General features: G+C 69.1%; 21 protein-coding genes. 15 read left to right on the top strand and 6 right to left on the bottom strand.

Annotation, left to right across the window (positions count from 1 at the left end; all coding sequences use genetic code 11):
• Positions 1-141 precede the first annotated feature (141 nt).
• On the top strand, positions 142-2,724 hold the full coding sequence (locus ACZ601_RS27585) for a bifunctional FO biosynthesis protein CofGH (protein ID WP_469542826.1): 2,583 nt from the start codon (positions 142-144) through the stop codon (positions 2,722-2,724).
• Between the two features lie 53 nt (positions 2,725-2,777).
• Here ACZ601_RS27585 and ACZ601_RS27580 read toward each other — a convergent pair whose 3' ends face one another.
• The 4 genes from ACZ601_RS27580 to ACZ601_RS27565 all read right to left on the bottom strand — a co-directional run bounded on the left by ACZ601_RS27580 (position 2,778) and on the right by ACZ601_RS27565 (position 7,632).
• Positions 2,778-4,061: a choice-of-anchor A family protein gene (locus tag ACZ601_RS27580; protein WP_469542823.1), complete on the bottom strand. Its 1,284-nt coding sequence runs from the start codon at positions 4,059-4,061 to the stop codon at positions 2,778-2,780.
• Between the two features lie 136 nt (positions 4,062-4,197).
• Positions 4,198-4,968: a hypothetical protein gene (locus ACZ601_RS27575; protein WP_469542819.1), complete on the bottom strand. Its 771-nt coding sequence runs from the start codon at positions 4,966-4,968 to the stop codon at positions 4,198-4,200.
• Positions 4,965-6,203: a type VII secretion protein EccE gene (eccE, locus tag ACZ601_RS27570; RefSeq protein ID WP_469542816.1), complete on the bottom strand. Its 1,239-nt coding sequence runs from the start codon at positions 6,201-6,203 to the stop codon at positions 4,965-4,967. Before eccE ends, ACZ601_RS27575 begins: the two co-directional genes overlap by 4 nt.
• A 268-nt stretch (positions 6,204-6,471) precedes the next feature.
• Positions 6,472-7,632, bottom strand: coding sequence for an RNA-guided endonuclease InsQ/TnpB family protein (locus tag ACZ601_RS27565; RefSeq protein ID WP_469542814.1), 1,161 nt, complete (start codon positions 7,630-7,632; stop codon positions 6,472-6,474).
• Between the two features lie 378 nt (positions 7,633-8,010).
• On the opposite strand from ACZ601_RS27565, the gene eccB reads away from it, so the two are divergent.
• The 13 genes from eccB to ACZ601_RS27500 all read left to right on the top strand — a co-directional run bounded on the left by eccB (position 8,011) and on the right by ACZ601_RS27500 (position 19,548).
• Positions 8,011-9,561, top strand: a complete 1,551-nt coding sequence (gene eccB / locus ACZ601_RS27560) for a type VII secretion protein EccB (protein WP_440574950.1) — start codon at positions 8,011-8,013, stop codon at positions 9,559-9,561.
• A 210-nt stretch (positions 9,562-9,771) separates the two neighbouring features.
• Positions 9,772-10,908, top strand: coding sequence for a type VII secretion-associated serine protease mycosin (mycP, locus tag ACZ601_RS27555; protein WP_469543172.1), 1,137 nt, complete (start codon positions 9,772-9,774; stop codon positions 10,906-10,908).
• Positions 10,909-11,054: 146 nt separating this feature from the next.
• Positions 11,055-11,405, top strand: a complete 351-nt coding sequence (locus ACZ601_RS27550; protein ID WP_390089171.1) for a WXG100 family type VII secretion target — start codon at positions 11,055-11,057, stop codon at positions 11,403-11,405.
• Between the two features lie 62 nt (positions 11,406-11,467).
• Positions 11,468-11,749 carry a WXG100 family type VII secretion target gene (locus ACZ601_RS27545; protein WP_469542809.1) on the top strand — a complete coding sequence of 94 codons (282 nt, stop codon included), beginning with the start codon at positions 11,468-11,470 and terminating at the stop codon, positions 11,747-11,749.
• A gap of 111 nt (positions 11,750-11,860) precedes the next feature.
• A complete protein-coding gene (locus ACZ601_RS27540; protein ID WP_469542807.1) occupies positions 11,861-12,328 on the top strand; it encodes a hypothetical protein in 468 nt (155 codons plus the stop codon).
• A 32-nt stretch (positions 12,329-12,360) separates the two neighbouring features.
• Positions 12,361-13,962 (top strand): WXG100 family type VII secretion target, encoded by a 1,602-nt coding sequence (locus ACZ601_RS27535; RefSeq protein ID WP_469542805.1) that lies wholly within the window; start codon positions 12,361-12,363, stop codon positions 13,960-13,962.
• Positions 13,963-14,057: 95 nt separating this feature from the next.
• Positions 14,058-15,272: a type VII secretion-associated serine protease mycosin gene (gene mycP, locus ACZ601_RS27530; protein WP_469542802.1), complete on the top strand. Its 1,215-nt coding sequence runs from the start codon at positions 14,058-14,060 to the stop codon at positions 15,270-15,272.
• Positions 15,273-15,305: 33 nt separating this feature from the next.
• On the top strand, positions 15,306-16,058 hold the full coding sequence (locus ACZ601_RS27525; protein ID WP_469542799.1) for a hypothetical protein: 753 nt from the start codon (positions 15,306-15,308) through the stop codon (positions 16,056-16,058).
• A 25-nt stretch (positions 16,059-16,083) separates the two neighbouring features.
• Positions 16,084-16,386: a BAR domain-containing protein gene (locus tag ACZ601_RS27520; RefSeq protein WP_440574944.1), complete on the top strand. Its 303-nt coding sequence runs from the start codon at positions 16,084-16,086 to the stop codon at positions 16,384-16,386.
• Between the two features lie 29 nt (positions 16,387-16,415).
• A complete protein-coding gene (locus ACZ601_RS27515; protein WP_440574943.1) occupies positions 16,416-17,156 on the top strand; it encodes a hypothetical protein in 741 nt (246 codons plus the stop codon).
• Positions 17,157-17,305: 149 nt separating this feature from the next.
• Positions 17,306-17,644, top strand: coding sequence for a hypothetical protein (locus tag ACZ601_RS27510; protein ID WP_440574942.1), 339 nt, complete (start codon positions 17,306-17,308; stop codon positions 17,642-17,644).
• Positions 17,645-18,011: 367 nt separating this feature from the next.
• A complete protein-coding gene (locus ACZ601_RS27505) occupies positions 18,012-18,614 on the top strand; it encodes a PH domain-containing protein (protein ID WP_469542795.1) in 603 nt (200 codons plus the stop codon).
• 169 nt (positions 18,615-18,783) lie between these two features.
• Positions 18,784-19,548: an SDR family NAD(P)-dependent oxidoreductase gene (locus ACZ601_RS27500; protein ID WP_469542793.1), complete on the top strand. Its 765-nt coding sequence runs from the start codon at positions 18,784-18,786 to the stop codon at positions 19,546-19,548.
• 63 nt (positions 19,549-19,611) lie between these two features.
• Here the strand turns inward: ACZ601_RS27500 and ACZ601_RS27495 are convergent, their stop codons facing one another.
• Positions 19,612-20,220 (bottom strand): TetR/AcrR family transcriptional regulator, encoded by a 609-nt coding sequence (locus tag ACZ601_RS27495; protein WP_469542790.1) that lies wholly within the window; start codon positions 20,218-20,220, stop codon positions 19,612-19,614.
• 98 nt (positions 20,221-20,318) lie between these two features.
• Positions 20,319-24,284 carry a type VII secretion protein EccCa gene (eccCa, locus tag ACZ601_RS27490; protein ID WP_469542788.1) on the bottom strand — a complete coding sequence of 1,322 codons (3,966 nt, stop codon included), beginning with the start codon at positions 24,282-24,284 and terminating at the stop codon, positions 20,319-20,321.
• 384 nt (positions 24,285-24,668) lie between these two features.
• On the opposite strand from eccCa, the gene eccD reads away from it, so the two are divergent.
• Positions 24,669-26,138 (top strand): type VII secretion integral membrane protein EccD, encoded by a 1,470-nt coding sequence (gene eccD / locus ACZ601_RS27485; RefSeq protein WP_469542785.1) that lies wholly within the window; start codon positions 24,669-24,671, stop codon positions 26,136-26,138.
• The last annotated feature ends 8 nt before the right edge of the window (positions 26,139-26,146 follow it).

The raw sequence follows: 26,146 nt of genomic DNA, 5'->3' as shown, positions 1-26,146 counted from the left end.
GCGCGTCCGAGGCGCCAGGGGCGAGGGCCCAGGGACTCCGGGGGCGGGCGCTCCGCGCGGCGGACGGGACGCCGGGGGCGGGTGTGGCCTGCGGGAGATCCAGCCGGTCACCGGCCGGCTACCCGCTCGTATGCTCGTTTCATGACCGATGCTCAGAGCGGACGCCCCACCACCAATTCCATGCGCCGTGCCCTCAGGCGGGCCCGCGACGGTGTCGCCCTCGACGTGGCGGAGGCCGCCGTCCTCCTCCAGGCACGCGGCGAGGATCTGACGGATCTCGCCGCCTCGGCCGCCCGGGTCCGGGACGCCGGGCTGGAGGCCGCGGGCCGGCCGGGTGTCATCACGTACTCCCGCAAGGTCTTCATCCCGCTCACCCGGCTCTGCCGCGACAAGTGCCACTACTGCACCTTCGTCACCGTGCCCGGCAAGCTCCGGCGCGAGGGCCACGGCATGTTCCTGTCGCCCGACGAGGTCCTCGACATCGCCCGCAAGGGCGCGGAGCTGGGCTGCAAGGAGGCGCTGTTCACCCTGGGCGACCGGCCCGAGGACCGCTGGCCCGAGGCGCGGGAGTGGCTGGAGGCCGAGGGGTACGACGACACCCTCGCGTACGTACGCGCCATGGCGATCCGGGTCCTTGAGGAGACCGGGCTGCTGCCCCACCTCAACCCCGGCGTCATGACCTGGACGGACCTCCAGCGGCTCAAGCCCGCCGCCCCGTCGATGGGCATGATGCTGGAGACCACCGCGACCCGCCTGTGGTCGGAGCCGGGCGGCCCGCACCACGGCTCACCGGACAAGGAACCGGCCGTCCGGCTGCGCGTACTGGAGGACGCGGGCCGCTCCAACGTCCCGTTCACCACCGGCATCCTCATCGGCATCGGGGAGTCGTACGAGGAGCGCGCCGACTCCCTCTTCGAGCTGCGCAAGACCGCCCGCGCCTACCACGGCATCCAGGAGGTCATCGTCCAGAACTTCCGCGCCAAGCCGGACACCGCGATGCGCGGCATGCCGGACGCGGAGCTGGAGGAGCTGGCCGCCGCCGTCGCCGTCGCCCGCCACATCCTCGGCCCGTCGGCCCGCATCCAGGCCCCGCCGAACCTGGTGGACGCCGAGTACGCGCTGCTCATCGGCGCCGGGATCGACGACTGGGGCGGCGTCTCGCCGCTCACGCCCGACCACGTGAACCCCGAGCGCCCCTGGCCGCACATCGACGAGCTGGCCGCGAAGACCGCGCAGAGCGGCTTCACGCTGCGTGAACGGCTCACCATCTACCCGGAGTTCATCCAGCGCGGCGAACCCTGGCTGGACCCGCGCCTGCTCCCGCACGTCCGGGCGCTCGCGGACCCGGAGACCGGGCTCGCGAAGGAGGGGGCGATCCCCGCCGGGCTGCCCTGGCAGGAGCCCGACGAGGGCTTCAACGCCTCCGGCCGTACCGATCTGCACCACACCATCGACACCGAGGGCCGCACCGCCGACCGCCGCGACGACTTCGACGAGGTGTACGGGGACTGGGAGGCGCTCCGCGAGGCCGCCGCCCCCGGCATGGTGCCGTCCCGCATCGACGGCGATGTCCGCGGGGCGCTCAGCCAGGCCGCCGACGACCCGACGAAGCTCACCGACGAGCAGGCGCTCGCCCTGCTGCACGCGGACGGGCCCGCGCTGGACGAGCTGTGCCGGATCGCGGACGCCCTGCGCCGGGACGTGGTCGGTGACGACGTCACGTACATCGTCACGCGCAACATCAACTTCACCAACGTCTGCTACACCGGCTGCCGCTTCTGCGCATTCGCGCAGCGGCGCACCGACGCCGACGCGTACACCCTCTCCCTCGACCAGGTCGCGGACCGGGCCGCGCAGGCCTGGGACGTCGGCGCCGTCGAGGTCTGCATGCAGGGCGGCATCCACCCGGACCTGCCCGGCACCGCGTACTTCGACATCGCGCGGGCGGTGAAGGAGCGCGTCCCCGGTATGCACGTCCATGCCTTCTCGCCCATGGAGGTCGTCAACGGCGCGACCCGCACCGGAATGTCCATCCGCGACTGGCTGACCGCCGCGAAGGAGGCCGGTCTCGACTCGATCCCCGGCACGGCGGCCGAGATCCTGGACGACGAGGTCCGCTGGGTGCTCACCAAGGGCAAGCTGCCCACGGCGACCTGGCTGGAGGTCATCAGGACCGCCCATGAGGTGGGCCTGCGCTCGTCCTCGACCATGATGTACGGCCATGTCGACCAGCCCCGCCACTGGCTCGGCCACCTGCGGACACTGGCCAACCTCCAGCAGGAGACCGGCGGCCTCACCGAGTTCGTGACGCTGCCGTTCATCCACACCAACGCGCCCGTCTACCTGGCCGGCATCGCCCGCCCCGGGCCGACCGACCGGGACAACCGCGCGGTGACGGCCATGGCCCGCCTCCTCCTCCACCCGCACATCACCAACATCCAGACCAGCTGGGTGAAGCTGGGCACGGAGGGCGCGGCCGAGATGCTCCGCTCGGGCGCGAACGACCTGGGCGGCACGCTGATGGAGGAGACCATCTCCCGGATGGCGGGGTCGAGTTACGGCTCGTACAAGTCCGTGCAGGACCTGGTCGCGGTGGCCGAGGCCGCCGGACGGCCGGCGAAGCCGCGTACGACGCTGTATGGGGAGGTGGCGGAGGAGCGGGTGGCGGCGGCCGCCGCGTCGGACGGCCACCTGCCGCAGCTGCTGCCGGTGCTGCCCGGGTAGGAATCGCGGCACCGAAGCCGCCGGTCCGCTGACGGACCGGCGGCTTCGCGGGATCAGGCGCGCTTCGAGCGGCGGCGGGACGCCACCACCAGTCCGGCGCCCGCGGCGAGCACCACCGCGGTGCCGACGATCAGCGGGAGGGTGCCGCTGCTGCCGGTCGTGGCCAGGTCGCCCCCGGCGGGGGCCGTGCTGCTCTGCGACGGGGTCGGCGTGCCCGCCTCCGCAGGCTGCGAGGCGGAGTCGGAGGGCGAGCTGGACGGGGAGGCGGAGCCCGCCGGGGTGTCGCTCGGGGAGGGCGTCGTGGAACCGGACGGGGTGCTGACGACCGGCGGGGTGGTGCCCGGGGTCTCACTCGGCGACGGGGTCTCCCCGGTCCCGGGCAGGCAGCCGCTGAACGGGAAGTGATGCGTCTCCGCACCGCCGGAGCCGTGCAGGGAGGCCACCCACACCGAGCCGTTGACCGGCGCGGCGGTGCCCAGTTCGAGGTGGGCCCGAGGTGCCAGCACGCTGCCGGGCCAGGCCGCCTGGCTGTTCTTGGTGATGGTGCGGGCGTCCGGGAAGTTCCACAGCAGGCGGGCGCGGACCTTGCCGTCGGAGGCGCTCTGGAGCTTGTCGTCAAGGACGAAGTCCTGCCCGCCGGACAGGAAGAACCCGGTGGTGCCGGCCGTGGCCATGTCGTAGCTGTCGCCGCTGACGTTGACGAGCGAGGTCGCACCGGCCGGGACCTTGAGGAACACCTCCTTGGCCTGCTCCAGCTGACCGGCGGTCACCCGGAAGACGTTGCGGGTGGTGTTGTCGCCCGTCAGGGTGAGCCGGCTGCCGTCGGCCTTCACCTGGGTGCCGTCGGTCGCCGCTTCCCCGGCCAGCGCGGCGGAGTAGCCGCGGAGCTTGGTGAACTCGGCGTCGAAGTCGATCAGCCCGGCTTCCTTGCGGAAGGACCCGGAGTGCAGTTCGACGGCACGGTCGCTGACCTTGCCGCCGACGACCGCGTTGCCCTTCATCACGGCGGTGACCGAGCCGCCGTTGAGGAGATCGCCGCGCACGACGAGTGACGCCTGTCCGGGCAGCGCGGCGACCTCCGCCGCCGTCAGCTCGTTGGCGACGCTGAACCCGCCGCGGAAGTCGGCGTTGCCGCCCACGGCCACCGCGCCCTCCGCGTCGGGGGAGTGGACATCGTCACCGAGGACGAACTCGCCGTACTTCCCGGCGACTCCGAACGCGTCGGTGGTGCATTCCGACGGGCCGGCAGGCGTGGCCTGGGCAGCCGGGACGGATATGAGGCCCAGGGCGAGGCTCCCGCCGAGCACGGTGGCCGCGGTGACTGCGGATATGCGCATGGTGCGTGGTTCTCCTGCGGGTCGGATGCGAAGAGTGAATGCGAAGGCCTGGTGAAGGCGTCGCACATGATCTCCGCATCCTCGCGCATTGGTCAAGACCAATGCACGAGGGGGGTCACGCGGGGAACCGGCCGGGTCAGTCCAGGCGGCGCGGGACGCCGAGCAGTCCGGCCTCGATGTCGGTCGGCTGGAGCTTGACGAGCTTGCGGTGCTGGGTCGTGCACCACAGCACCATGTCGTCACCGAGCGAGGGCAGCGCCTCCGCCTGCACCCGTGGCAGCCGCAGGATCCGGCCGAGGACCGCCGCCTCCTCCGGGGAGACCCGCTGGATACCGACCAGCCCCGCGTTCTCGATCAGCTTCGGCGCCGACGGACCCAGGAACGGCATCAGCGTCAGCACGGACTGCCACGGCCCCGTCGCCAGCCGGCTGCGCGGCGGGCGCATACCGCAGTCCCGTACGACCAGCACGGGGCTGGTGACCGAAGCGCCCTGCGGGCCCACCTGCTTGACGTCGTGCACCGTCATGCACTGCTGACCGCCGCCCGCCGCCTGAGCGAGCCCCGTCCACGCGTGCGGCCTGGCCGTCTCGACGGCGACGCGCGCACCGGTACCTGCCGTGCGCAGCGCCAGCACCTGCGCCGTCCACACACTGCCGATGACCACGACATCGAGCTGGGTGGGGCGGAACAGGCCGAGCACCGCGGGCTGCCCCTTGGCGTCGACACCGGCCACGACCCCGTCGTCACCGAGCGGCAGCCGTAGCGCGGCGAGCTGCTCCACGGGCAGTACGTGCCGGTCGCGGCGCGGGCCGAGCAGCCCGAACCCGGGCCTGCTCCGCCCGGCCGCCCGAGGGGCGGCGGGAGCCGGACCGCCGGTCCCGGCGGGCGTCGTACGGTACGTGCTCAACGGGTACCTCCGAGGGGCAGGGTGGCCAGCACACCGGGCAGCTGTTCGCGGTCCAGCCGGACGAGGCTGACCTTCACCCCGCGCGCCGCGCGCTCCAACTGCCGCCTTACCGAGACCAGTTCGTTGCTGCCGCGCGCGGTGAGACGGACATGTCCGCTGACGGCCGGTGCGCCGCCGGTCCCGCGAGAGACCGCCAGGCTGAACGTGCTGGCCAGCGCCGGCATCGAGGTGAGCAGCGCCACCAGTTGCGCGGTGGGCGCGGCCCCCGCGCCCAGGTGCGGCCAGCGGCCGACCCAGTACGTCGTGTGCCAGCGGTCGTCGCAGCGCCAGGCGCGGGTGGACTCCGTGGTACGCCGCAGCGGGGCGTCCGCCCGTACCGCCAGGGCGCTGGCCTGTGGGCTGACACCGGCCGAGGTCGCCAGGGCGGACGTCACCTGCGCCTCGGTCATGACCGAGGCGTCGAACCCCGCCCCCGCCAGCCGGCTCGCCAGCTGGTCCGTGGCCCGCAGCAGCGCGCGCTGCGCCCCGCCGATCCCGCCACCGCGGGCCCGCACCGCCTCCGGGCACAGCTCGGGGGCGAGCTTCAGCGCGATCCAGGTCAGCCGGATCGCGGGGGTGCCGGCCTGGGCCTGGAGCGGCGCGTAGGAGCGGGCGGCCGCCGCCTGTTCCGGCAGGTGCGGTCCGGGCGCGGGCTGCGTGTGCTGGACGACCTGGACGGACTCCAGCCGGATGTCGTCCACCTCAAGGGCGTCGTGCAGCAGGCCGAGCTCCAGCGGCCGGGCGTCCCGGGCCGACCGCAGCGGTTCGTCGCGCGGCTGCACGAGCACCAGGGCCGTCAGGAACGTCCCGTCACCCACCATCCCGATCGAGCGCTCACGCTGCCGGTCGGTGTAGGTGTACGTCCGCAGCGCCGCGTCGCACTCGATGACCGGCGCCAGCCCGGGATCGATCCCGTCTGCGGACCACGGCTGCCGGGCGGCCCGCAGCCGCCCGCGCAGCGCCATGACCGCGTTGAGCCACTCCACCACCGGCCGTCCCCGCCGCCGCAGGACCGCCAGCAGCACCAGCACCGCCGCGACCAGGCCCAGCGGCACCAGCATGACCCTGTTCGTCACCCACGCGATCAGCATCAGCGCGCCGGCGACCTCTATCAACACCACCTGGTGCAGCCGAACCCCGCCGATGCGTCCTGGCTTCGGGTGCACACTCATCACTGCGGTCGTCGCGCTGCTCATCCCCCGGTATGTCCCTCCGTGTCACGGCACTACGGCGTGTGTGCGTGGACCGACGCGCTTCGCACACCGGCCCGCGACCGCCAACTGTCCCACGACCGGCGCCGAGGCGTTCGAATGGGGGCTCGGGCCTGATCCGGACGAAAGGCCCCAGGGGCGCACAGCCGGACAGGAGCGTTTGGCAGACTCCGTCAACTTGACCCGGTCCTGAAGGACCGGGCTTGGAGGTAGGGCCCAGCTGGCTGCTGGGTTGTCTCCTCCGTCCGGCCACCTATGGGGTGGCTGGGACGCGTGACTCACGCCCCGCTCTCCACACGATTTCGCCCTTGCGGTTGATGTTGTGGGACGCGTTATCGTCCGCGTGCAGGGTGACGCCGCAGGCGCGGCACGCGAACGTTGCTTGATCGACCCGGTTCTTCCGGTCGGTGTACCCGCACTGGGAGCATTGGCGGCTGGTGTACGCCGGATCGACGTACACCAAAGGCACCCCGGCCCGGCGTGCCTTGTACTCGATGAAGGAGCCGAGCTGGTGGAAGCTCCATGAATGCAGTGGTGCCCGCTGGTCCTTGCGGAGCCGTACCCGGTCGCGGATGCCCGTGAGGTCTTCCAGGGCGATCCCGCGGCCGGTGCGTTCAGCGGTGGTGACGATCTTCTTCGAGATGATGTGGTTGATGTTTCTGGCGTGCCGCTGTTCTTTTCGGGCGCGCTGTTTCAAGCGGCGTTTGGCGGACTTGGTGCCCTTGGCCTGGAGCTTGCGGCGCAGTTCGAGTTGTCGTTTGCGGTGCTGGTTCAGGCCGCGCCCGCCGGCCGGGTAGCCGGTGGAGGTGGTGGCGATGTTGACGATTCCGAGGTCCACGCCGATGAACCCGGACGGGTCCTCGTTGAGCGGGGCCTCGGGAATTTCGCACACCGCGATCAGGTAGAACACGCCGTTGCGTTCGATCAGGTCCGACTCGCCCTTGCGGTACTCACGGAGCGTCTTGAGCGCGCCGGCGGAGCAGGCGAACCGCACGTTCCTGAGCCGTCCCGCCGTGGTCCAGATACTCACGGTTTGTGCGTAGTACTGCCAGGACAGGCACCGGTCGTCGAACGGGTGCGCGGCCCGGGGGCGGAAGACGATGGGCTTGGACTCGGCCGTGGCCCGGCGCTTCGATCCGGGTTTGCCCAGGTTTCCGGCCCGGATGTTGGCCGCCAGTGCGGTGTAGGCGTCGCGCACTTTCTTGATCGTGTGCTGGGCTGCCTGCGCGCCGAGGCCGGCTGCTTTCAGCTGGGCGTAGGTGTGTTTACGTAGTTCGTACTCGCGTGGCACACCGTGCTCGAACGCCACACCGGAAACCCAGTTGGCCCGGTCGTTGACGGTATGCAGGGTCGCACTGATGGCCGGGGCCTGTGCGGCGTCCGGTATCAGTTTGACCTGCACAACGATCTTCACACGGTCACGCTAATCCAATGGACCTATGGCGCCGCAAGGGGAACCGGACTCGAACATTCGTGTGTGTCGTACAGTCGTCTACACCCTCCACGCACACTTGGTCTTCACCCCGAAGTGCCGGCGCGGGCCCTCGCATTTCTCAGCCTCCTGCGGCGGCGCACCGTTATCCGTCATCAAGGAGTGCGCCGAGCAGCAAAACGTCCGACGTAACCCGCACGTCAGAGCATTCCAGAGAAGCGATTCCTCCCGGGGCTGAAGCCCCGGGGTTCCTCGCTAGATCAAGCTGAATCATGTACCCGCACGGCGGCGGACGAGCGTCGGCGGGCATAGTGGTGGCGGTTCGCGAGGCATCTACAACCACGGGGAGAAGTCGGGCAGATGGCATCACGGCGGGACGAACTCAACGCCTACACCTTCGCGAAAAAGCGGCTGGTCGCCGCCTTTCTGCAGCCGTCCGCAGCCGGTACGGACGAAGCGGCGCCGCGCCCGCTGCGCGCCATGGTGCCGGGAGTGGTGGTGGGTGCCCTGCTGCTGGCGGGCTTCGGGGCCTGGGGGATCTTCAAGCCCAAGGTGCCCGAGGGCTGGGACAAGCCCGGCGCCCATGTCATCGTCGGCAGCGACTCGACGACCCGCTATGTCGTCCTGGAGACCAAGGGCGTCAAGCGCCTGCACCCGGTGCTGAACTTCTCCTCCGCGAAACTCCTCCTGGACCCGGGCGACTCCTCGGTGCTCCAGGTGAAGGAGTCCGAGCTGGACAGCGGGAAGCTGCAGCGCGGGCCGATGCTCGGCATACCGTACGCACCCGACCGGCTGCCCAGCGAGGAGGACGCCGGCCGGAACAAGCTCTGGGTCGTCTGCGAACAGCCCGGCGCCGGTTCGGGCGGGGCCGTGCAGAAGGCGGTCTTCCTGCTCGCGGACCGGGACGCGGACAAGGTCGGCGGCAAGAAGCAGCTCCACGGCGGCCAGGCCCTCTACGTCGAGGCGGACGGCGGCAACGGCACCAGGTACCTGGTGGACGCGGACGGCACGCAGCACGCCATCGGGACCAGCGGCGGCGACAAGCCCTCCGCCCGCGACGAGGTACTGCGCCGCTCCCTGTTCAGCGAGGGCGCCCAGCCCCAGAAGGTCACCAAGGACTGGCTCGGCACCCTGCACACCGGCGCACCCATCGACTTCCCGAAGCTGCCCGCCAAGGCCGGCACCCCGGCCGGCGTCAACGGACTGGACGCCCGCCTGGACAAGGTGGGCACGGTACTCAAGGCCGTGGCCGGTACCGGCATGCAGCAGTACGTCGTCCTGCCGGGATCGGTCGCCCCCGTCTCCGACCTGGTCGCCAGGCTGCTCCTGACGAGCCCGGAGGCGGCGGTGCTGGGCCAGAAGGCGCAGGCCGCCGAGGTCGGACCGCAGTCCTTCACCTCTTCCCCGGACGAGTTCTACGCGAAGTACGGCTGGCCGGGGAACGTACCGACGCAGGCCAACGACACCGCGTCCCCGACCGGGACCGTCTGCAACGTGCTGCACGGCGTCACCGGGAAGGGTGACCCGAAACTGACCACGTGGGCCGGTTCCGGATACCCCGTCCGCTTCCTGGACGGTGCCACCAGCGCGTACGTCACACCGGGCAGCGGTGTCCTGTACCGGCAGTTCAACGGAGCGTCCCCCACCACCGGCTCACTCTTCCTGGTGACGGACACCGGACTGCGGTACGCCGTACAGACGAACAACGACAGCAGCGCGGACCCCTCGAAGATCGGGGCCACCGGGAAGCCGACGACCCCGGAGGAGCAGGCCGCCGAGGTCAACCAGGCCCAGACCAGGCTCGGCTACAAGGACGTCAAGCCGCTGCCGGTACCGGACAACTGGTCCAACCTGCTGCCCAAGGGCCCCCGGCTCGATACGAACAGCGCCAAACAGCCGCAGAGCTCCTGAGGACGGGGAGGAGGAAGCGTGATGACCACCCGCACCACTCGCACCACTCGCACTGCTCGTAACACTGGCGCCACTCGCAGCGGATTCCGTTCCTCGGCCGTCGTGCTGCTCCTGACGATCGCGGCGGGTGCCGCCCTGCCCGGACTCGCGGCCGCGGACGATGACGCCCCGCAATCGGGCTCCGAGGCCAGCGGTGAGTGCACCTTTCCCATGAAGAAGCAGATCCAGGGCCGTCCCTGGGCGCTCCAGCGGCTGGTCTTCGACCAGCTCTGGCAGGACACCAAGGGCAAGGGCGTCCGGGTCGCGGTGATCGACACGGGCGTCGACGACACGAACCCGCAGCTGAAGTCCGCCGTCGACCGGTCGGCCGGGAAGGATCTGCTGCCGGTGCCGAAGGACGGGTCCCAGGACCCGGACGCCCCGAAGAGCAAGGGCAAGGGCAAGCCGAGCGGCGGCGACGGCACCTTCGACCCGGTCGGCCACGGCACCAAGGTCGCCGGCATCATCGCGGCCCGCCCGCGCTCGGGCACCGGGTTCGTCGGTCTCGCCCCGGAAGCGACGATCATCCCCATCCGGCAGAACGACGACAAGGGCACCGGCACCGCCACGACGATGGCCGCGGCCATCCGCCACGCCATCGCGCAGCACGCCCGGGTCATCAACATCTCCCAGGACACCGCCAAGCCCCTGCGAGCCGACTCCGACCTGGCACTCGCGGTGACCGAGGCGCTGAACAAGGACATCGTCGTGGTCGCGTCGGCCGGTAACGACGGACTCGCCGGCGCGGTCAAGGTGACGTACCCGGCGGCGTACAAGGGCGTCCTGGCGGTGGCCGCCTCCGACCGCAACGACGAGCGGGCGCCGTTCTCCCAGACCGGCGACTTCGTGGGGGTCGCGGCGCCGGGCGTCGACATGGTGTCCACCGTCCCCAAGGGCGGCCAGTGCGTCGACAACGGCACCAGCTTCTCCGCCCCCTACGTCGCCGGAGTCGCCGCGCTCCTGCGGGCGAAGCACCCGGGCTGGAAACAGAACCAGGTGGTGGCCCAGATCGAGCAGACCGCGGAACGCGCGGTCAACGGACGTGACAAGTTCGTCGGCTGGGGGGTGGTCGACCCGGTGCGCGCCCTCAACGACGACGAACATCCGGTGAACGCCCCCACCCCTGACCGCGCGGTATCGAATGGTCCCGCCGGGCCGGAACCAATCGCGCTCCAGATGGGTGAAACAAGGAAGGAACGCATCGCCCGGATCTCGATCTACGTGCTGGCTACCACAGGCCTTCTCGTGGCAGTGATCGCGGGCGCCGCGATCGTGTTGCGGGACCGTCGCAGCCGCGTAATTAGGTGAATATCCAACAACGCAAGGCAAGACTAAGGCTGTTGGATTGAGTGGCGGCCGCAGCTAAACTGATAATTGACAACTTTGGTCCGATGTACGCGTGGTAGCGACAGGCAAGCAGCCCGCGACATCCGATTCATGGGGGAAGGTGCGTTATGACAGACAAGCTCAAGCACTCAGCTGATCAGATTGACAGTCTCATCCGCGAGCTCGGCCACATGCACGACACACTCCAGGGCAGGATCACGCACCTCAACGGGGTCATCGACGCCGTGGAAGGTCACTGGAAGGGTGTCGCGGCCAACGCGTACAACGGCCTCCAGACGCAGGTCAACCTCGACGTGCGCGACCTGAAGGATCTCCTCGACTTCACCCAGGAAGCCGTCCGGATGAGCAAGGACGGATTCGACGCGGAGGAAGTCGAGCAGCTCAACAAGTTCAAGGGCATCGACGGCGTCGGCAACACGGGCAGCAACGGAGTCCTGGACCGGTTCCAGGTCTCCTAGCAACCCGCCTTCGCAGCCCGCCCTCACTTCGCCTCGCACCAGTCGCATCAGGAGACCGTTCCATGGAGATTACGTACTCAGGGGTCGTAGAAGCCTCGAACCAGGTCAAGTCGACCGCCAACACCATCAAGGGTCAGCTCGACGACCTGAACACCAAGGTCAAGGCCGTCGTCGCCACCTGGGACGGCGAGACGCAGCGCGCGTTCTACGACCGCCACAAGGGCTGGGACATCAAGGTCAACCACATGCACGAGACGCTGCTGACGATCTCGACGAGGCTGATGGAAGCCACCGAGGGCTACCGGGCGAACGACCTCGCCCAGGCCCGGCGCTTCCAGGGCTGACCCAAGCTCAGATGAATCACGACGGAACCGGCACGATGTGGATGTGGGATGCGCCCGGCGCATCCCACATCCACGCCTGCGGTTCCGCGGCACTTTAGGGGAGGTGCTTGCATGAGACCTGAACTTCCGGGCGACGGATCACCTTCGTCCGATCTGGCGGCGCCCAGTGAGTCTCTGCAGAAGTTCAAGATCCGCGTGGACAAGCTGCTGACGAAGCTCGACGCGTCACCGGCCGCGCACGGCCGCATCACCGAACAGAAGGTCGACGCAACTGCCTACGGCAGCGCCGACTTCCCGGAGGCCATGGGGCTGGACATGGCCTACACAAAGGTGCACGAGCGCTTGACGCTGCTGTCCAAGACGCTCAGCGATCAGCTCGAAGCGATGGGCATCACCGTCGACCTGGCCGACCGCGGCTACGAGAACGTCGACCAGGAACACTCCGAGCGTCTGCACGCCATCCAGCAGCGCACCGAGGTCTACTACAAGAAGCCGGACACCGGCCAGGATCCCGGAGCGCACGGAGGCGACAAGAACAAGCCCGGCGACGGCTCGTCCAGCGGTAACGACGGCTTGTAACACGTAGAAGTGAACGGGGGACAGGGATAACCATGGGCGAGAAGCTGCCACCACTCAACGCCTGCTACAACACCACCAACTTCGAGAACGCGTCGTACCAGGAGATGCTCAACATGGTCCGTGGCGTCGACGCCACGGCGATCATGGCTCGCGGCACGGCTCTCGTCGACGCGCAGACCGAGATCGAGAAGATCGGCACCGAGCTCAAGGAGCACGTCGGCCGTACCACGTGGAAGGGCGCGGGCGGTGATGCCTTCCGCGAGTGGGGCGACGGATTCGCCAAGGAGACCCTGAAGCTGGCCGACTACGCCGGCACCGCGGGCACCTCGCTGCAGACGGCCGGCCAGGCCCTCAGCGAGGTGGCCAAGGTGGTTGCGGGGCACCCTGACGCCGTGGCCATGTGCTACGCGGACGAGGCGAAGGAAAAGGCCCGGCTCAAGGCCGTCGAGACGGCGCGGAACGAAGCCATTCCGCAGATGAACAAGCTCGCCTCGTATTACATGATGGCCGAGCAGTCGATCTCCTCCCAGGAGGAGCCGAACTTCAAGCCGCTGCCGAAGGCGGCGTTGCCGAACAGCCCGGTCGACGGTGGGAAAACGAGGTACGGCTCTCCGGGAAGCTATTCCGGTAGCACGGATTCCGTGACCAGTCCGCAGACCGGCAACGCGTCGAGGGCCGACCACCATTACTCCACCGTGAGTCCCGATGGCGTCAGCCCGTCCTCCCCGGACGGCACCCCTGTCGTCCACACGCCGCAGCATGTCAGCGCGGTGCCGGGGGCCCCGGACAACACGGGCACGAACATCGACACGGTGACGATGCCGCAGACCCCGAACCCCACCACGGTCCCGCCCACGGGCGGTCCCGTGCCGCAGGGCCCGGGGGGCGGCGGGCACCAGTCGCCGCTTCCTCCAGTGATCCCCCCGCGCACGGGACCGTTCGGTCCCGGAGGCGGCCCGGGGCGTACTTTGCCCACGGGGCCGGGTGGCAGGAGTGATGTCGGACGCGTCCGGCCTCCGACGGCCAACCCCGACAGGAGCACCGTGTCTCCGACGGGCACCCCCGGCAGGGGTGGCGTCGAAGGTGCCCGGCCCCCCATGGGCACGCCCGGCAGGGGCGGCGTCGAAGGTGTCCGACCCCCCATGAACACCCGGACCGACACCGGTATCCACGGCGGTACGCCCGCTCAAGGTGGCCGGGGCGGGGTCGGCCCGGCCCGAGGCACCTCACGCGGGACGATCATCGGTGGGGAGAAGCCGTCGACCTCGACCGGCCGCGGAATGATGCAGGGCCACGCCGGTGGCGCGCCCGGAATCGCCGGGGGCCGGGCCGGGGCCACACGTCCCGGTGGCAACGCGCAGCGCCTGGTCAACGAGCCGGGCGGCATCGTGAGGGCACCACGCGGCACGCAGTCGGGGGCCGGCGGAGAATTCACCCCGGGCGGCACCGGGCTCGTCCGCGAATCGCCGCGATCAGGCGGAGCGATGGGCTCGATGGGTGGTGCGATGGGCGGGTCCCAGGCCAAACGGCGACGTCCTCAGCGGCGTGACGGCGAGATCCCGGACTATCTTGCCGAGGACGAAGAGACCTGGGGCACGGGGGACGACGGCATTGTTCCCCCCGTGATCGGCTAGAGCCGGTTCCGGAGCAGCGAAGCCGGACGGCGGACAGAGAACGAGTGGGTGGCATGAGGTCAACGGTCAGGCGTCACCGCAGGCGAGCGTCGGCGGTGGTGTCCGCGCTGGGTTCCCTGCTCCTCCTCGGTGGCGCCATCGCCCCGGCCGCGTCGGCGGACACCATGCGCGACCGCGAGTGGTACCTGGACCGGATGCAGGCCGCCGAGATGTGGAAGGTCAGCACCGGTAAGGGGATCACTGTCGCTGTTCTCGATACCGGTGTGATCCCCTCGGTTCCCGAGCTGACGGGAAAAGTGCTCACCGGAAAGAATTTCGTCGAGCCGGAGCGGGGTGCGCACAAGGACAAGGATGGGCATGGAACCGCCATGGCGATGCTTATCGCTGGGAACGGGGCGAATGGTCAGGGAGTGAAGGGGCTTTCGCCAGATGCGCACATTCTCCCCCTGACTGTTTTCGGTTCCTCCAAGGAATCAGGCACCAATAGCATCCCTGCTTTGGTCGAGGCCATTCGATATGCCGCCGACAGCGAAGCCAAGATCATCAACATGTCGTTGGCCTACGAGTACTTCACGCCCGAAGATGGCGAGTTGAACCAGATCCAACAGGCAGTAGATTACGCGATTCAGCGTGGAAAGCTTCTTTTTGCCGGAACTGGCAACAGGGGTGATAAGGAGAATACCTTCGCGTACCCGGCGGCGAGCATCGGCGTCGCGGGCGTTGGAGCCATCGACAAGACGTCCTCGGTCACGAAGTTTTCGGTGTCAGGACCCCAGGTAGCGCTTGCCGCCCCTGGTACGGACATCCCGATCCTTTGTGGCGGAGGCACGCCCGGATACTGCAGCAGCTGGGGCACCAGCCAGGCAACAGCCATCGCCTCCGCCTCCGCAGCCCTGATCTGGTCCAAGCACCCGTCCTGGACCGGCAACCAGGTCCTCCGCGTCCTGATGAACACTGCGGGCAAGCCGACCAAGGGCAAGGTCCCCAGCCGCTACATCGGCTACGGCACGGTCCGCCCCCGGCTGGCCGTCCTCGGGGACCCCGGCGACCCGGGCCCCGCCGACGTGAACCCGCTGGTGGCCGCCCGGACCCCGAAGAAGTCCCCGTCGCCCTCGGCGTCTGCGTCGAAGACCGGCGATTCCGGCTCCTCGAACGCTTCGAAGCAGCCGGCGTCGTCCGCGGCCTCCGAGAAGTCGGAAGACGGCAAGGGCGTAGGCGCGATGGTCTGGATCATCGTCGGAATCGGTGTGGTGGTCGTTGTCGGCGCGGTGCTCCTGCTACGCCGGAGAACCGCTGGTGCCAGGCGCTGACGTGAACATCTGGAATTACGAGAGGGGATATACGTGAGCGGCGACATATTTCAGGAACTGAAGCAGTTCCAAGAATATGCGAACAAGATGCAGCAGCTGATGTCTGAGGTACGCGATCAGATGCCTGAGTACGCCGACGGCGAGGACGCTCAGGGGGCCGTCAGAGTCCGGATGATAGCCGGTGGGATTCCGGAATCGATCAAGGTCGCATCCGACTGGCAGCGCAGGCAGCCCCCGGAAAATCTCGGTGCGGCTGTTGTCGAGGCGTACGGGTCCGCCCTGAGCGAGTGGATGGAGCGCTGGTCGGGCGGCCTTGAGCAGGCGGACTGGGAAGCTCGGGCTCATCAGCTCGACGGTAGTCTCGACCAATCTGCGTCGGCAGGGACGCCCCCGGTGTCTCCGGAGTCCTTCGAGCGGGATGTGCGGTACGTCGTTCCGCGGCCCCTCGACGAAGTGGCCGAGGATGTGCTGACAGCCTTCGACGTGGTCGAGCGGCAAGACCCGGAGTCGTCCCCGCAACCCGAGGTGATGGGGGACTCTGCCGCGCGCCGGGTCGTGATCACTCTCGGCTCGCAGGGCCTCGTCTCGTGCGAGGTGGAGCCTGAATGGGCTGTCCAGCAGTCAGTTGTGCGACTGAATCAAGCGCTTGATGACGCATTGGCCGATGCGCGCGCCAGGTCCAGTAGTGCAGAAAGCGGTGGCCAGGACGCCATCGCAGACCTGAACCTGGGAGGCCTGCTGGATGAAGCTATGGCCATCATGAAAAACCCGCGAAACTTTATGTAGAGAAATCCTGAAAGGGTTGAGAGCTTTGGGAAAAGACCTCAAAGTCATCACTGATGCGATACGTACCGATGTGGGCACGTGGGACGAGCAGTCCAAATCCATAGGTGAAGTGGCTGCTTCCATTAAGGGGATGCAGCAAAATGGAACCGAACTCGGGATCTTCGCCCCGATTTTCGTGCAGTACACAACTGTCATCGGGCATCTCTCTGGCCTGTGTGCCGAAGGGAAGGTCGAGATGTCAAAGATAGCCGACGAGTTGGTCAAGAATGCGAAGGCCTACGATGATCAGGAAGTAGGTACGGAGAAGTCTGTTGAAGGCGCCTACTAGGTATCGATTCAAAAAGAGCGGAGCTTCTCATGGCATTCAATCCCGAGCAATTTCAGGCGATTATCGATAAGCTGAACGCTGGGCTTACGACTCTCACGACACATATGAATGAAATGGGGCCGAGGATAGAGGCGGCAGTGGATCACTGGTATGTTCCGGAGGCTATCGCGCGGGGGTGTATCTGGATAATTAATAAAGTTATTGAAGCGGGTAACTGGGTTCTTGGTAAGCTTGTGGATATTCTGCAAGGTGCCGCTGCCCCCGTCATCATGTTCTACAACGCCCTGCAATGGCAGGGTGAGGAGATTCGAGGGAAGGCGTCTGGTGCTGCGTCTTCTACGCAGAAATTCAACCTCACGTCTCTCAGGTACTGGGAGGGGGAAGGGGCAACCGCATACACAAACGCGATTTTCCCTCAGTCTGCCGCGTCCGCTCAGATCGCGTCCAGTTCGAGCACGGTGGCGGGTTGCCTCACAGCCTGCGGAGCGGCGGGATTCGCGTTCTACGTCGCAGTGGCGGTCTTTGTCGCTCAGCTGATCCCTGTCATGGCCGCCTCGGCTGTTGCGGCTGCTTCCGTGGTTGCTGCTCCCGCTGCCGGAGCTGCTGCCGCGGCGGAAGCGACTCTCGGTCCCGTCGTCATTGGGGGCGCTGTGCTCGCCGTGCTGACCGTGCTCGGTGCCGAGGGCACGACGATGGCTCAGCTCGCGGGCGAGGGATCCGACAAGAGTGCCTTCCCGAACGGTGGCCATTGGCCGGTCGGAACCGTCTGACGTTCCTGCTAGGTCGTTGACTTCTATTCCTGAAGTAGTGATGAGTGCTGAAGGTCTTTCTCCCCACGAATGCAGAGATGCATCGAGCGGGGAGGCGGGGCAGCGCACGCGGTATTCACAGTTCTCGACGGCGACAGGCGGGGTTTCGTGTGTACTGGATTCGAGTAGCGTTGTGGTGCGTCGCTCTGGCCTGTTTCTACGTGATGTTCATCCTTAAGCCCGATAACGAGCCGTTGGTGTTTCTCCTGTTCGTTCTGGGTGTTGTTCTCCCGGGCTGCGGTGAGGCATACGCGGACTGGCGGCGGCGGCGAGACTGGTATGCGGCGAGGTTCGCATCCATCGACGAGTTGCGGATGATGGTGGCGGACGAGGCGGCGCTTCGCCGATTCCGTGACGAAAAGGGGGTACTGAAGGCTGCCCGGCAGCTCAGGCGTCAGTTTCCTCTCTGCCCGATCGCTGAATCCGTAAAGCTGGTCGAGTTGCTGTGACCGATCCTCTCGCTTGGCGTCGGCTGCCGACGACTTGCACTGCGCCTTCCTGCATTTAGGCACCAGCCATGCGGATTGCTCGGATCGGTTGACGAGCTGAGGCAGGCCGTCGCTGGCAAGGGCGTCGGCGTATGCGTGATGAGGGCGGGCCGCTGGCGCTGTGCGCGAGATCAGGCGCCAGCATCCAGGGAACCGATCGACGTAACCACGACCTTGGTCACGGAGTCGTGAGCCCGCTGGCGGCAGGTCCGCCTCGTAGGGTGGCCCTGTTCTCGTGCAGCAACGCTAGGTGACGTTCGATAGCGCCTCGCCGTCGGCGAGTTGTGCGCCGCGCGCCAGGTAATCGAGACTCAAGAAGGAGAGCGTCATGTCCACACCGTTCAGGGATGCCACCGAAGGGCTATGGATCCCCGCCGAGCGGGCACGGCGGGGTTGGTTCTACGTTGGCCTGGTCCTCGCCGGGATGCTCTGTCTGATTCTCCTGGAAGTGCTGACGACAGTTGTGATCGCCTTGCTGATGGCGGATGACGCCATGGAAACGGTGGGCTTGGTGGGGGTCTTCGGGTATGCGGCCATACCTGGGTTCGCGGCAGTGGTGGCCGTGGTGTGGCTGGCCGTGCTGGTAAGCCGGCGCTCGGCGCTGCGCATCGATGGGGCAGGGGTCAGCAAAGTGTGGAGTGACCGCACTCAGACCGTCCCGTGGGCTGATATCGACAAGGTCCGGTTCAACAGCAGGCGGAGCTACTTGCTGCTGGTGCTGAAGCCGGGTGGGTACCCGGCGGCGCCGAACGGTGTTGTCGGGGAGCGGGTGATTCTGATCCACTCGCTCGGACACGCCCTTTGGAGCCGCCGGAGGCCGATGCACCCCGACTTGATCGTTGACGCAGTCGAGCGGTTCGCCCCGGGAAGGTTCACCGAGCCCTGGAACCCGGGCAAGGGCCGCGCGAGTGGTGCGGGCGCCTCGGCGTAGCCGAGATGAGCGCAGCCCGGGTCACCGCACTTTTGGACTTGCAGGTCCATTTTTGTCGTCGCACAGTGGCAGAGCGCCCCGACAGCCAGGGGGCGCCCCGTCCGGTCGAACGCTGCCGGCGGTCCGGCCGTGCGGTGTCGCAGCGGCGAACCAAACAATGGAGAGAACCATGTCTGTGCGGCTTGCGGGCAAGACAGCCCTTGTCACCGGAGCGACCAGCAACCTCGGGCGCGCGATCGCGGAGGCCTTCGCCGCCGAGGGGGCGTACGTCGCCGTCTCGGGCCGCAGCGCCGAGCGCGGCGCGGAGGTCGTCGACGGGATCCGTGTACGTGGTGGCCGTGCGGAGTTCGTGCGGGCCGATCTGGACGGCAGCGCCGCGGCCTCGCGGGCGCTCGCGAAGGACGCCGCGCGGGCCCTCGGTGGACGTATCGACGTCCTCGTCAACAATGCGGGCATCTACCCCCGCAACACCACGGTGACCGTCGACGAGGAGACCTTCGACCAGGTCTACGGGGTCAACGTGAAGGCCCCGTTCTTCCTGACCGCCGCCGTCGCGCCCGCCATGGTGGAGGCCGGTGGCGGGGTCATCGTCAACCTGGGTTCCTGGATCGCGCGGCTGGGCATTCCCGGGGCCCTTTACAGCTCCACCAAGGGGGCGGTGGAGACGTTGACCCGGGCCTGGGCCGCCGAGTTCGGGCCGCAGGGGGTCAGGGTCAACGCGATCTCCCCGGGCGTCGTCCAGACGCCCGCACCTGGTGAGGTCCACCCCGGCGAGATCATGATGAAGGGCACCCCGGCCGGGGGGATGGGCGCCCCCGGCGACATCGCGAACGCCGCCGTATACCTCGCCAGCGACGAGTCCTCGTTCGTGCACGGCATCGTGCTCGACGTCGACGGCGGCCGCACCACTGTCGCCGTCATCGCCGCCGACTGAGCGCCTGACGCGAACGGCACGTACAGCACGCACCGCACCGGCCCAGGGCGCCGCCCGCCCCGGTCACACCGCAGGCCCGCCCGCGCGGCGCAGGTCCGCGATCCCCTGGTCGAGCGCGGCGCGCAGGTGCGTGGACCGGCCCGTCGACAGCAGGATCGACACGCCTCCCTGGATCCCGGCCAGCAGCGCCGCGGCCCTCGCCTCGGCATCGACGTCGGCTGGCAGTGCGCCGGCTGCCTGCAGCGCCCGGACGCCCGCCGCGAGGCTCTCCTGCCAGCGGCGCAGCAGCTCGATGACGATCGCCCGCGCCCCGGGGGTCGAGCGCCCGATCTGGTGGAACAGCGAGCCGAGCGGACACTGGTCGCCCTGCGCCTCGTAGCGCTTGATCACCGCGTCCCGCCACTGCTCCCAGGACTCCCACGAGTCGAGGCGGCCCAGATAGGGCTGCTGGTCCTCCAGGACCTGGTCCGCCTCGAACTGGGCGACGGCGACGAGCAGTTCGTCCTTGCCCGCCGGGAAGTAGTGGAACAGCTGGCTCTTGCTGGTGCCGGTCCGCGCCATGACGTCGTCCAGGGTCGCCCAGGCGACGCCTCGCTCGCGCAGCACCGCCGCGGCCCCCTCGACGATCCGGCTCCGCGTCGCCTTCCCCTTCGCCGTCAGCTTCCCGGGCACGAGCCACCTCCACGAACGTAATGGACCAGGTAGTCCATTGTAGGTGCGGATACGGAGGAGGGGGCCGGCCCCCTCCTCCGTATCCGACAGTGATCCGCTCAGTCCAGTTCCGTAGGCAGCCAGCCCGTCTGGATCAGGGAGGGCGCGCTGCGGCGGGAGACGAACAGGCCGCGGCCCGGGGGTAGCGGGCGGGCCTTCACGTCGCCGAGGAGTTCGCCCTCGCCGGGGTGGCCGGACAGGACGACGCCCTGGGCGCCCAGCTCCTTGAAGCGCTGGATGAACTGCTCGTACGAGGAGCGGCCGGCTCCCGCGCTGTTGCGGGCGATGATGAAGTTCACCCCGGCGTCGCGGGCGTACGGCAGGTTGTCAACCAGCATCGCCATCGGGTTGTTGGAGGACGTGGCGACCAGGTCGTAGTCGTCGACGATGATGAACGCCCTCGGCCCCCGCCACCAGCTGCGGTTGCGCAGCTGCTGCGGGGTCACGTCCGTGCCGGGGATGCGGCTGGTGATGAGGGTGTTCATGTCGTTGAGGTACGTCTCGAACGCGTTGTGCGTCGTCGCGTAGCCGACCAGGTACGGCTCCGGCACGCACTCCAGCAGGCTGCGCCGGTAGTCACCGACGCAGATCAGCGCCTCCTCCGGGGTGTACCGCTCGGTGATCTGCTTGATGAGCAGCCGCAGCAGGGCGGTCTTCCCGGACTCCGACTCACCGAAGACCGCGAACAGCGGGTCGGTGTCGAAGTCGACGATGACCGGGGCGAGGTTCATCTCGTCGATGCCGATCGCGATGCCACCGCTGGACCGCTCCGGGCCGCTCGGCAGTTCGCGCGCGGACAGCTTCCGGGGCAGCATGCGGACCTGCGGGGCGTGCGGGCCCGGCCAGTTGTCGACCGAGGCACGGACGAAGGCGGCGGTCCCCTCGGACAGGTCCTCGCCGGCGCCCGCGGAGTCGTCGATGCGCGGCAGCGCCCCCATGAAGTGCAGCTTCTCCGCGGTCAAGCCCCGGCCGGGTGCGCCCACGGGGACGTTCACCGCGACCTTGCGGTCCAGTTCGGAGTCGGTCGGGTCACCGAGGCGCAGCTCCAGCCGGTTGAGCAGCTGGTCCTTGAGCGCGGCCCGCATCTCCATGTACCGGGCGACGGTGGCGACCAGGTGGATGCCGAGGCCCAGGCCCCGGGCGGCGATGTCCGCGACGACCGGCTCCAGGAACTCGTAGTCCGTCTTGAAGGACTGCCAGCCGTCGATGACCAGGAAGACGTCGCCCCACGGCTCGCCCGGCAGCCGGCCGGCCGCGCGGAGCTGGCGGTACGTGGTGATCGAGTCGATGTTGTTGTCCCGGAAGAACTCCTCGCGCCGGTTGAGGATCCCGGAGACCTCGGCGACCGTACGGCGGATCTTCTCCGGGTCGAGCCGGGAGGCCACCCCGCCGACGTGGGGCAGGCCCTCGACCGCGATCATGCCGCCGCCGCCGAAGTCCATTCCGTAGAACTGCACCTCGTGCGGGGTGTGCGTGAGGGCGAAGGAGCCGATGAGGGCGCGGAGCAGGGTGGACTTGCCGGAGCGGGGCCCGCCGACGATCAGCATGTGACCGGCCGCACCGGAGAAGTCCCGCACCAGGGGGTCGCGCCGCTGCTCGAAGGGCTTGTCGACCAGGCCGAAGGGAACGACCAGGGAGCCGTTCTTCCCGTACTGCGGGGCGTGGAGTCCGCGTTCGGGCGTCGCCGCCAGCGGCGGCAGCATCTGGTCGAGGGACGGCGCGTCGGTGAGCGGCGGCAGCCACACCTGGTGGGCGAGGGGCCCCTGGCCCTCCAGCCGGCGGGCGATGACGTCGAGAACGGTGTCCGCCAGCGCGTCGGCGGTCCGCTGTCCGGGGGCGAGGGAGACGTCCGGCTCTGGCTCCGGGTAGTGGACCGCCACCGGGGTTGCGGTGAACAGCACCGGGCGACGGTCGATGGGGAGTTCCCCGGAACCGGTGGTCGGGGCGACACCCGGCCGGTAGGTCCCCGACACATAGGCGGCCTTGAAGCGGGTCATCCCCTCCGTGCCGAACTTCAGGAACCCGGAACCGGGGACCGACGGCAGGTGGTACGCGTCGGGCACACCCAGGGCGGTACGGGACTCGGCGGCCGAGAACGTACGCAGACCGATCCGGTACGACAGGTAGGTGTCCAGGCCGCGCAGCCGGCCCTCCTCCAGGCGCTGCGAGGCCAGCAGCAGGTGCACGCCCAGGGACCGGCCGATGCGGCCGATCTGGATGAACATGTCGATGAAGTCGGGCTTCGCGGTGAGGAGCTCGCTGAACTCGTCGATCACCAGGACCAGGGACGCCAGCGGCTCCAGCGGGGCACCCGCGGCGCGCGCCTTCTCGTAGTCGGTGAGGTTCGCGTAGTTGCCCGAGGAGCGCAGGAGCTCCTGGCGGCGTTGCAGCTCACCCGTGATGGAGTCCCGCATGCGGTCGACCAGGGTGAGGTCGTCCGACAGGTTGGTGATGACCGCGGCGACGTGCGGGAGCTCGGACATCCCGGCGAACGTCGCGCCGCCCTTGAAGTCGGCCAGGACGAAGTTGAGCGTCTCGGAGGAGTGGGTGACGGCCAGACCCAGCACCAGGGTCCGCAGCAGTTCGGACTTGCCGGAACCGGTCGCTCCGACACACAGCCCGTGCGGCCCCATGCCCTCCTGCGCGGCCTCCTTGAGGTCGAGCATGACGGGCGAGCCGTCCTCACCGATCCCGATCGGTACCCGCAGCCGGTCGGCCGTCGAACGCGGCCGCCAGACGGTCGCGGTGTCGACGGCGGCCGGGTCACCGATGCCCAGCAGATCCGTGAAGTCCAGGTTGGCGAGCAGCGGTTCGTCGTCCTCCGCGCCGATTCCCATCCGCAGCGGGGCGAGCTGGCGGCCGAGCGCCTCCGCGGTCTCGACCGGCAGCAGGTCGGGCGTGCCGTGGTAGGTGGCCGCCGCCGACTCCAGCCGCAGCCGGCCCGGCCGTACCGCTATGTGCAGCCCGCCGCGGGGCTCGTCCAGCTCCTCCGGGACGATCTCCACGACGGTCACGCCCTGGAGCCCCTCCGGGGAGGCGAGCAGCGACTCCGCCGGTACGAAGGTGCCGTCCAGTACGACGACGACGTGCGGCTGGTCCAGCAGCGGGGCCCCCTCGCGGTTGAACCTCGACCGGCCCGACAGGCGGTCTTCGAGCAGGGCCTCGACCTCCATCAGGTTGTCGCCGAACAGCCGCTTCGTGCCGGCCCCGTCGGAGGATCCCGGGACCTGGGTGTGCGGAAGCCACTTCGTCCAGTCCCACTGGTCCGTCACATCCCGGGACGCCGCGACCGCGACCAGGAGGTCGTCGGGCGAGTGCAGCGCGACCAGCCCGGCCACCATCGCGCGGGCGGAATCGCGTACAGAGCCGGGCTCGCCAGAGACCACGACGTGGTAGAAGGCGCGCAGCGACACCGCCATGGGGAGCCGGTCGAGCGAACCGTGCGCGGCCAGGAACTGGTGCATCGCACCGGCCGACAGCGGCTCCAGCTCATCGAGCGGCGCGGTGCTCGGAGCCACCAGAGGGGTCCACAGCTGCTGCGGTCCCAGACCGATGCGGACCTGGCCGAAGTCCTTGTCAGCGATCCGCCGCTCCCACAGCCGGCTGCCCTCGGCGACCAGCGACCAGAGCTGGTCGGGGTCCGGGTGCAGGTAGAACTGCGCGTCCCGCTGGGCCCGCGCGGTGCGGCGCACCTTGCGCCGGGTCTGCGCTAGGTACTTCAGGTAGTCCCGGCGGCCCTCGGAGGCCTCGCCCTGGCTGCCCTTGCGGGCCCGCATCACCTGCGCGATCGCCATGGCCACGGTCGACAGCAGCATCATGACGCCCATGATCTTCATGAAGGGCTGCGAGCCCGGCATGAAGAAGAACACCACGGAGGAGCCCATGCCGAGCATCGGCAGCAGCTGCATCGCCATGCCCTCCTGCTGCCCGCGCGGCAGCTCAGGAGGCGATTCGAGCCGCAGCTCAGCCGTGGACGTCTCAGGCGGCATGGCCCGCGGCTGGCGCTTGACGACAATCTGGGTCACCGGCGAATCAATCCCTCAGTGCGGCCCGGAGAGTTGCGGGCCGGCACCCCCGTGGCAGCGACCTACCTCCGCGCGCCGACAATCCTACGTGTAGACCATGAGAGGGACCCCGATAGGGTGGCGCCCCAGAGCCTGTCGTCACACTGCCGTCTGCCGCGCGACGCCATGCACGCACTCTCGCCGCACCGGCCCCAGACCCGGTACGTTCCAGTACAGGGGACTGGGGCCGGCACGCCGAGAAATGGGGCCTCCCCTGCTCAAGCGAAGCCGAGAGCTTGGGGAAGCGCCTGACTCCGCGCGGCCGCCCTTCGGGCGACGACGGCAGTGTGACGACAGGCCCTGGGCCTGGAGCGTGGTGTACAGCGAACGAGGGGGATGCATCAGGTGAGTTCGACCCTGACAACCGGTTTCTGCCGTGTAACGGTCGTGGCGCCGGACAGCCGTATCGATGTCGCTCTGCCGGACGACGTCGCCGTCGCCGACCTCCTTCCGGAGGTTCTGCGGCTGACCGGCCAGGTCACAGCGCCGGGGGCGCCCCCCGGCTACCACCTGGCCCGTCGCGACGGCACCCTCCTGGACGTCACCCACCCGCTGTCCGTCCAGCGGGTCCTGGACGGTGACGTCCTGCGGCTGAGGCCCTTCGCGGAATCGCTCCCCCCGGCCGTCTTCGACGATGTGTCCGACGCCGTCGCGTCCGCCGTCCGCCGCGACCGCGCGCTCTGGAGCGATCAGCTGTTCGGCGTCTCCGGCCTCTTCGGCGGCGCGCTCCTTCTCGTACTGATGGGCTTCGTGCTCTGGTTCGCGGACCCGGTCACACACGACATGCACGGCCTGCCGGGCATCGTCGCCGCCGCCGTCGGCGTGCTGCTGGTCACGCTCGCCGGTATCAGGGCACGGAGTTACGGGGACCGGGCCTCCGCCGTCGCGCTCGGCCTCGCCGCCCTGCCGCATCTGATGATCGCCGGGTCCGGGCTGCTCGCGCTCGACCCGGGCACGGGTATCGGACGTCTCCAGTTCATGCTGGGCTGCGCCGCGGTGCTCCTCGTCTCCGCCGGGCTCGTCGCCGCGATGCCGACCGGGGACGCACCCTTCGTCGCCATCGTCTTCGCCTCCGCGGTCGGCACCCTCGCGACGTTCTGCGCGATCCTCACCGATTCCAGCCCCAGCGAGACCGCCAGTGTCTGCGCGGTCGTCGCGATCGGCGCCATAGCCTTCCTGCCCGGCCTCTCCGCGCGGGTGGCCCACCTGCCGATCGGTTACGCCGCCCCGCGTCCCACGACGGACGCCGACCTCGACAACGAGCCGGGTGCCGTCGGGGACCCCGACCCCGTGGACGCCGAACGCATCGCCACGCAGGCCCGGCGCGGGCACGAGCTGCTGCTGGGTCTCGTCGGAGGCTGCTGCGTCGTGGTCGTCGCGTCCGCCGCCGTCCTGGGCTTCTCCAGCAACGTCTGGGGCCAGACCCTCGCGCTGGTCGCCGGACTGGCCATGCTGCTGCGGGCCCGGCTCTTCCGCTACACCGCACAGGTCGTCGCCGTACTGGGCGCGGGCCTCGCCGCCCTGGGCCTGCTGGTGCTCGGGCTGTCGCTCAACCCGCCGACCGACGCGGTCATCAAGCTCCTGACCGAACAGGACCGGGGACCGCTCGACATCCGCACCCTGTGGCTCGCCGCCGCCGTCACGGCCGGTGCCGCGCTGATGGTCGGCATCGCGCTGATCATCCCGAAGAAGGGGCTCTCGCCCTTCTGGGGCCGCCTCTCCGACCTGGCCGAGGTGGTCCTCCTCCTCGCGCTGGTCCCGCTGTGCCTGGCCGTACTGGACGTGTACTCCTCGGCCCGCGGGATGACCAGCTAGTGCTGTGA

Source organism: Streptomyces sp. NPDC104307 (genome assembly GCF_055584045.1).
The sequence above is the reverse complement of the archived record's forward strand: the minus strand, read 5'-3'. Positions and strand labels throughout refer to the sequence as shown.

What these genes read in the sequence shown, in the direction of transcription:
- ACZ601_RS27585 (WP_469542826.1), top strand. Translation starts at nt 142, where the DNA reads ATGACCGATGCTCAGAGCGGACGCCCCACCACCAATTCCATGCGCCGT.
- ACZ601_RS27580 (WP_469542823.1), bottom strand. Translation starts at nt 4,061, where the DNA reads ATGCGCATATCCGCAGTCACCGCGGCCACCGTGCTCGGCGGGAGCCTC.
- eccE (WP_469542816.1), bottom strand. Translation starts at nt 6,203, where the DNA reads ATGAGCAGCGCGACGACCGCAGTGATGAGTGTGCACCCGAAGCCAGGA.
- eccB (WP_440574950.1), top strand. Translation starts at nt 8,011, where the DNA reads ATGGCATCACGGCGGGACGAACTCAACGCCTACACCTTCGCGAAAAAG.
- mycP (WP_469543172.1), top strand. Translation starts at nt 9,772, where the DNA reads ATGAAGAAGCAGATCCAGGGCCGTCCCTGGGCGCTCCAGCGGCTGGTC.
- ACZ601_RS27550 (WP_390089171.1), top strand. Translation starts at nt 11,055, where the DNA reads ATGACAGACAAGCTCAAGCACTCAGCTGATCAGATTGACAGTCTCATC.
- ACZ601_RS27545 (WP_469542809.1), top strand. Translation starts at nt 11,468, where the DNA reads ATGGAGATTACGTACTCAGGGGTCGTAGAAGCCTCGAACCAGGTCAAG.
- ACZ601_RS27540 (WP_469542807.1), top strand. Translation starts at nt 11,861, where the DNA reads ATGAGACCTGAACTTCCGGGCGACGGATCACCTTCGTCCGATCTGGCG.
- ACZ601_RS27535 (WP_469542805.1), top strand. Translation starts at nt 12,361, where the DNA reads ATGGGCGAGAAGCTGCCACCACTCAACGCCTGCTACAACACCACCAAC.
- ACZ601_RS27515 (WP_440574943.1), top strand. Translation starts at nt 16,416, where the DNA reads ATGGCATTCAATCCCGAGCAATTTCAGGCGATTATCGATAAGCTGAAC.
- ACZ601_RS27505 (WP_469542795.1), top strand. Translation starts at nt 18,012, where the DNA reads ATGTCCACACCGTTCAGGGATGCCACCGAAGGGCTATGGATCCCCGCC.
- ACZ601_RS27500 (WP_469542793.1), top strand. Translation starts at nt 18,784, where the DNA reads ATGTCTGTGCGGCTTGCGGGCAAGACAGCCCTTGTCACCGGAGCGACC.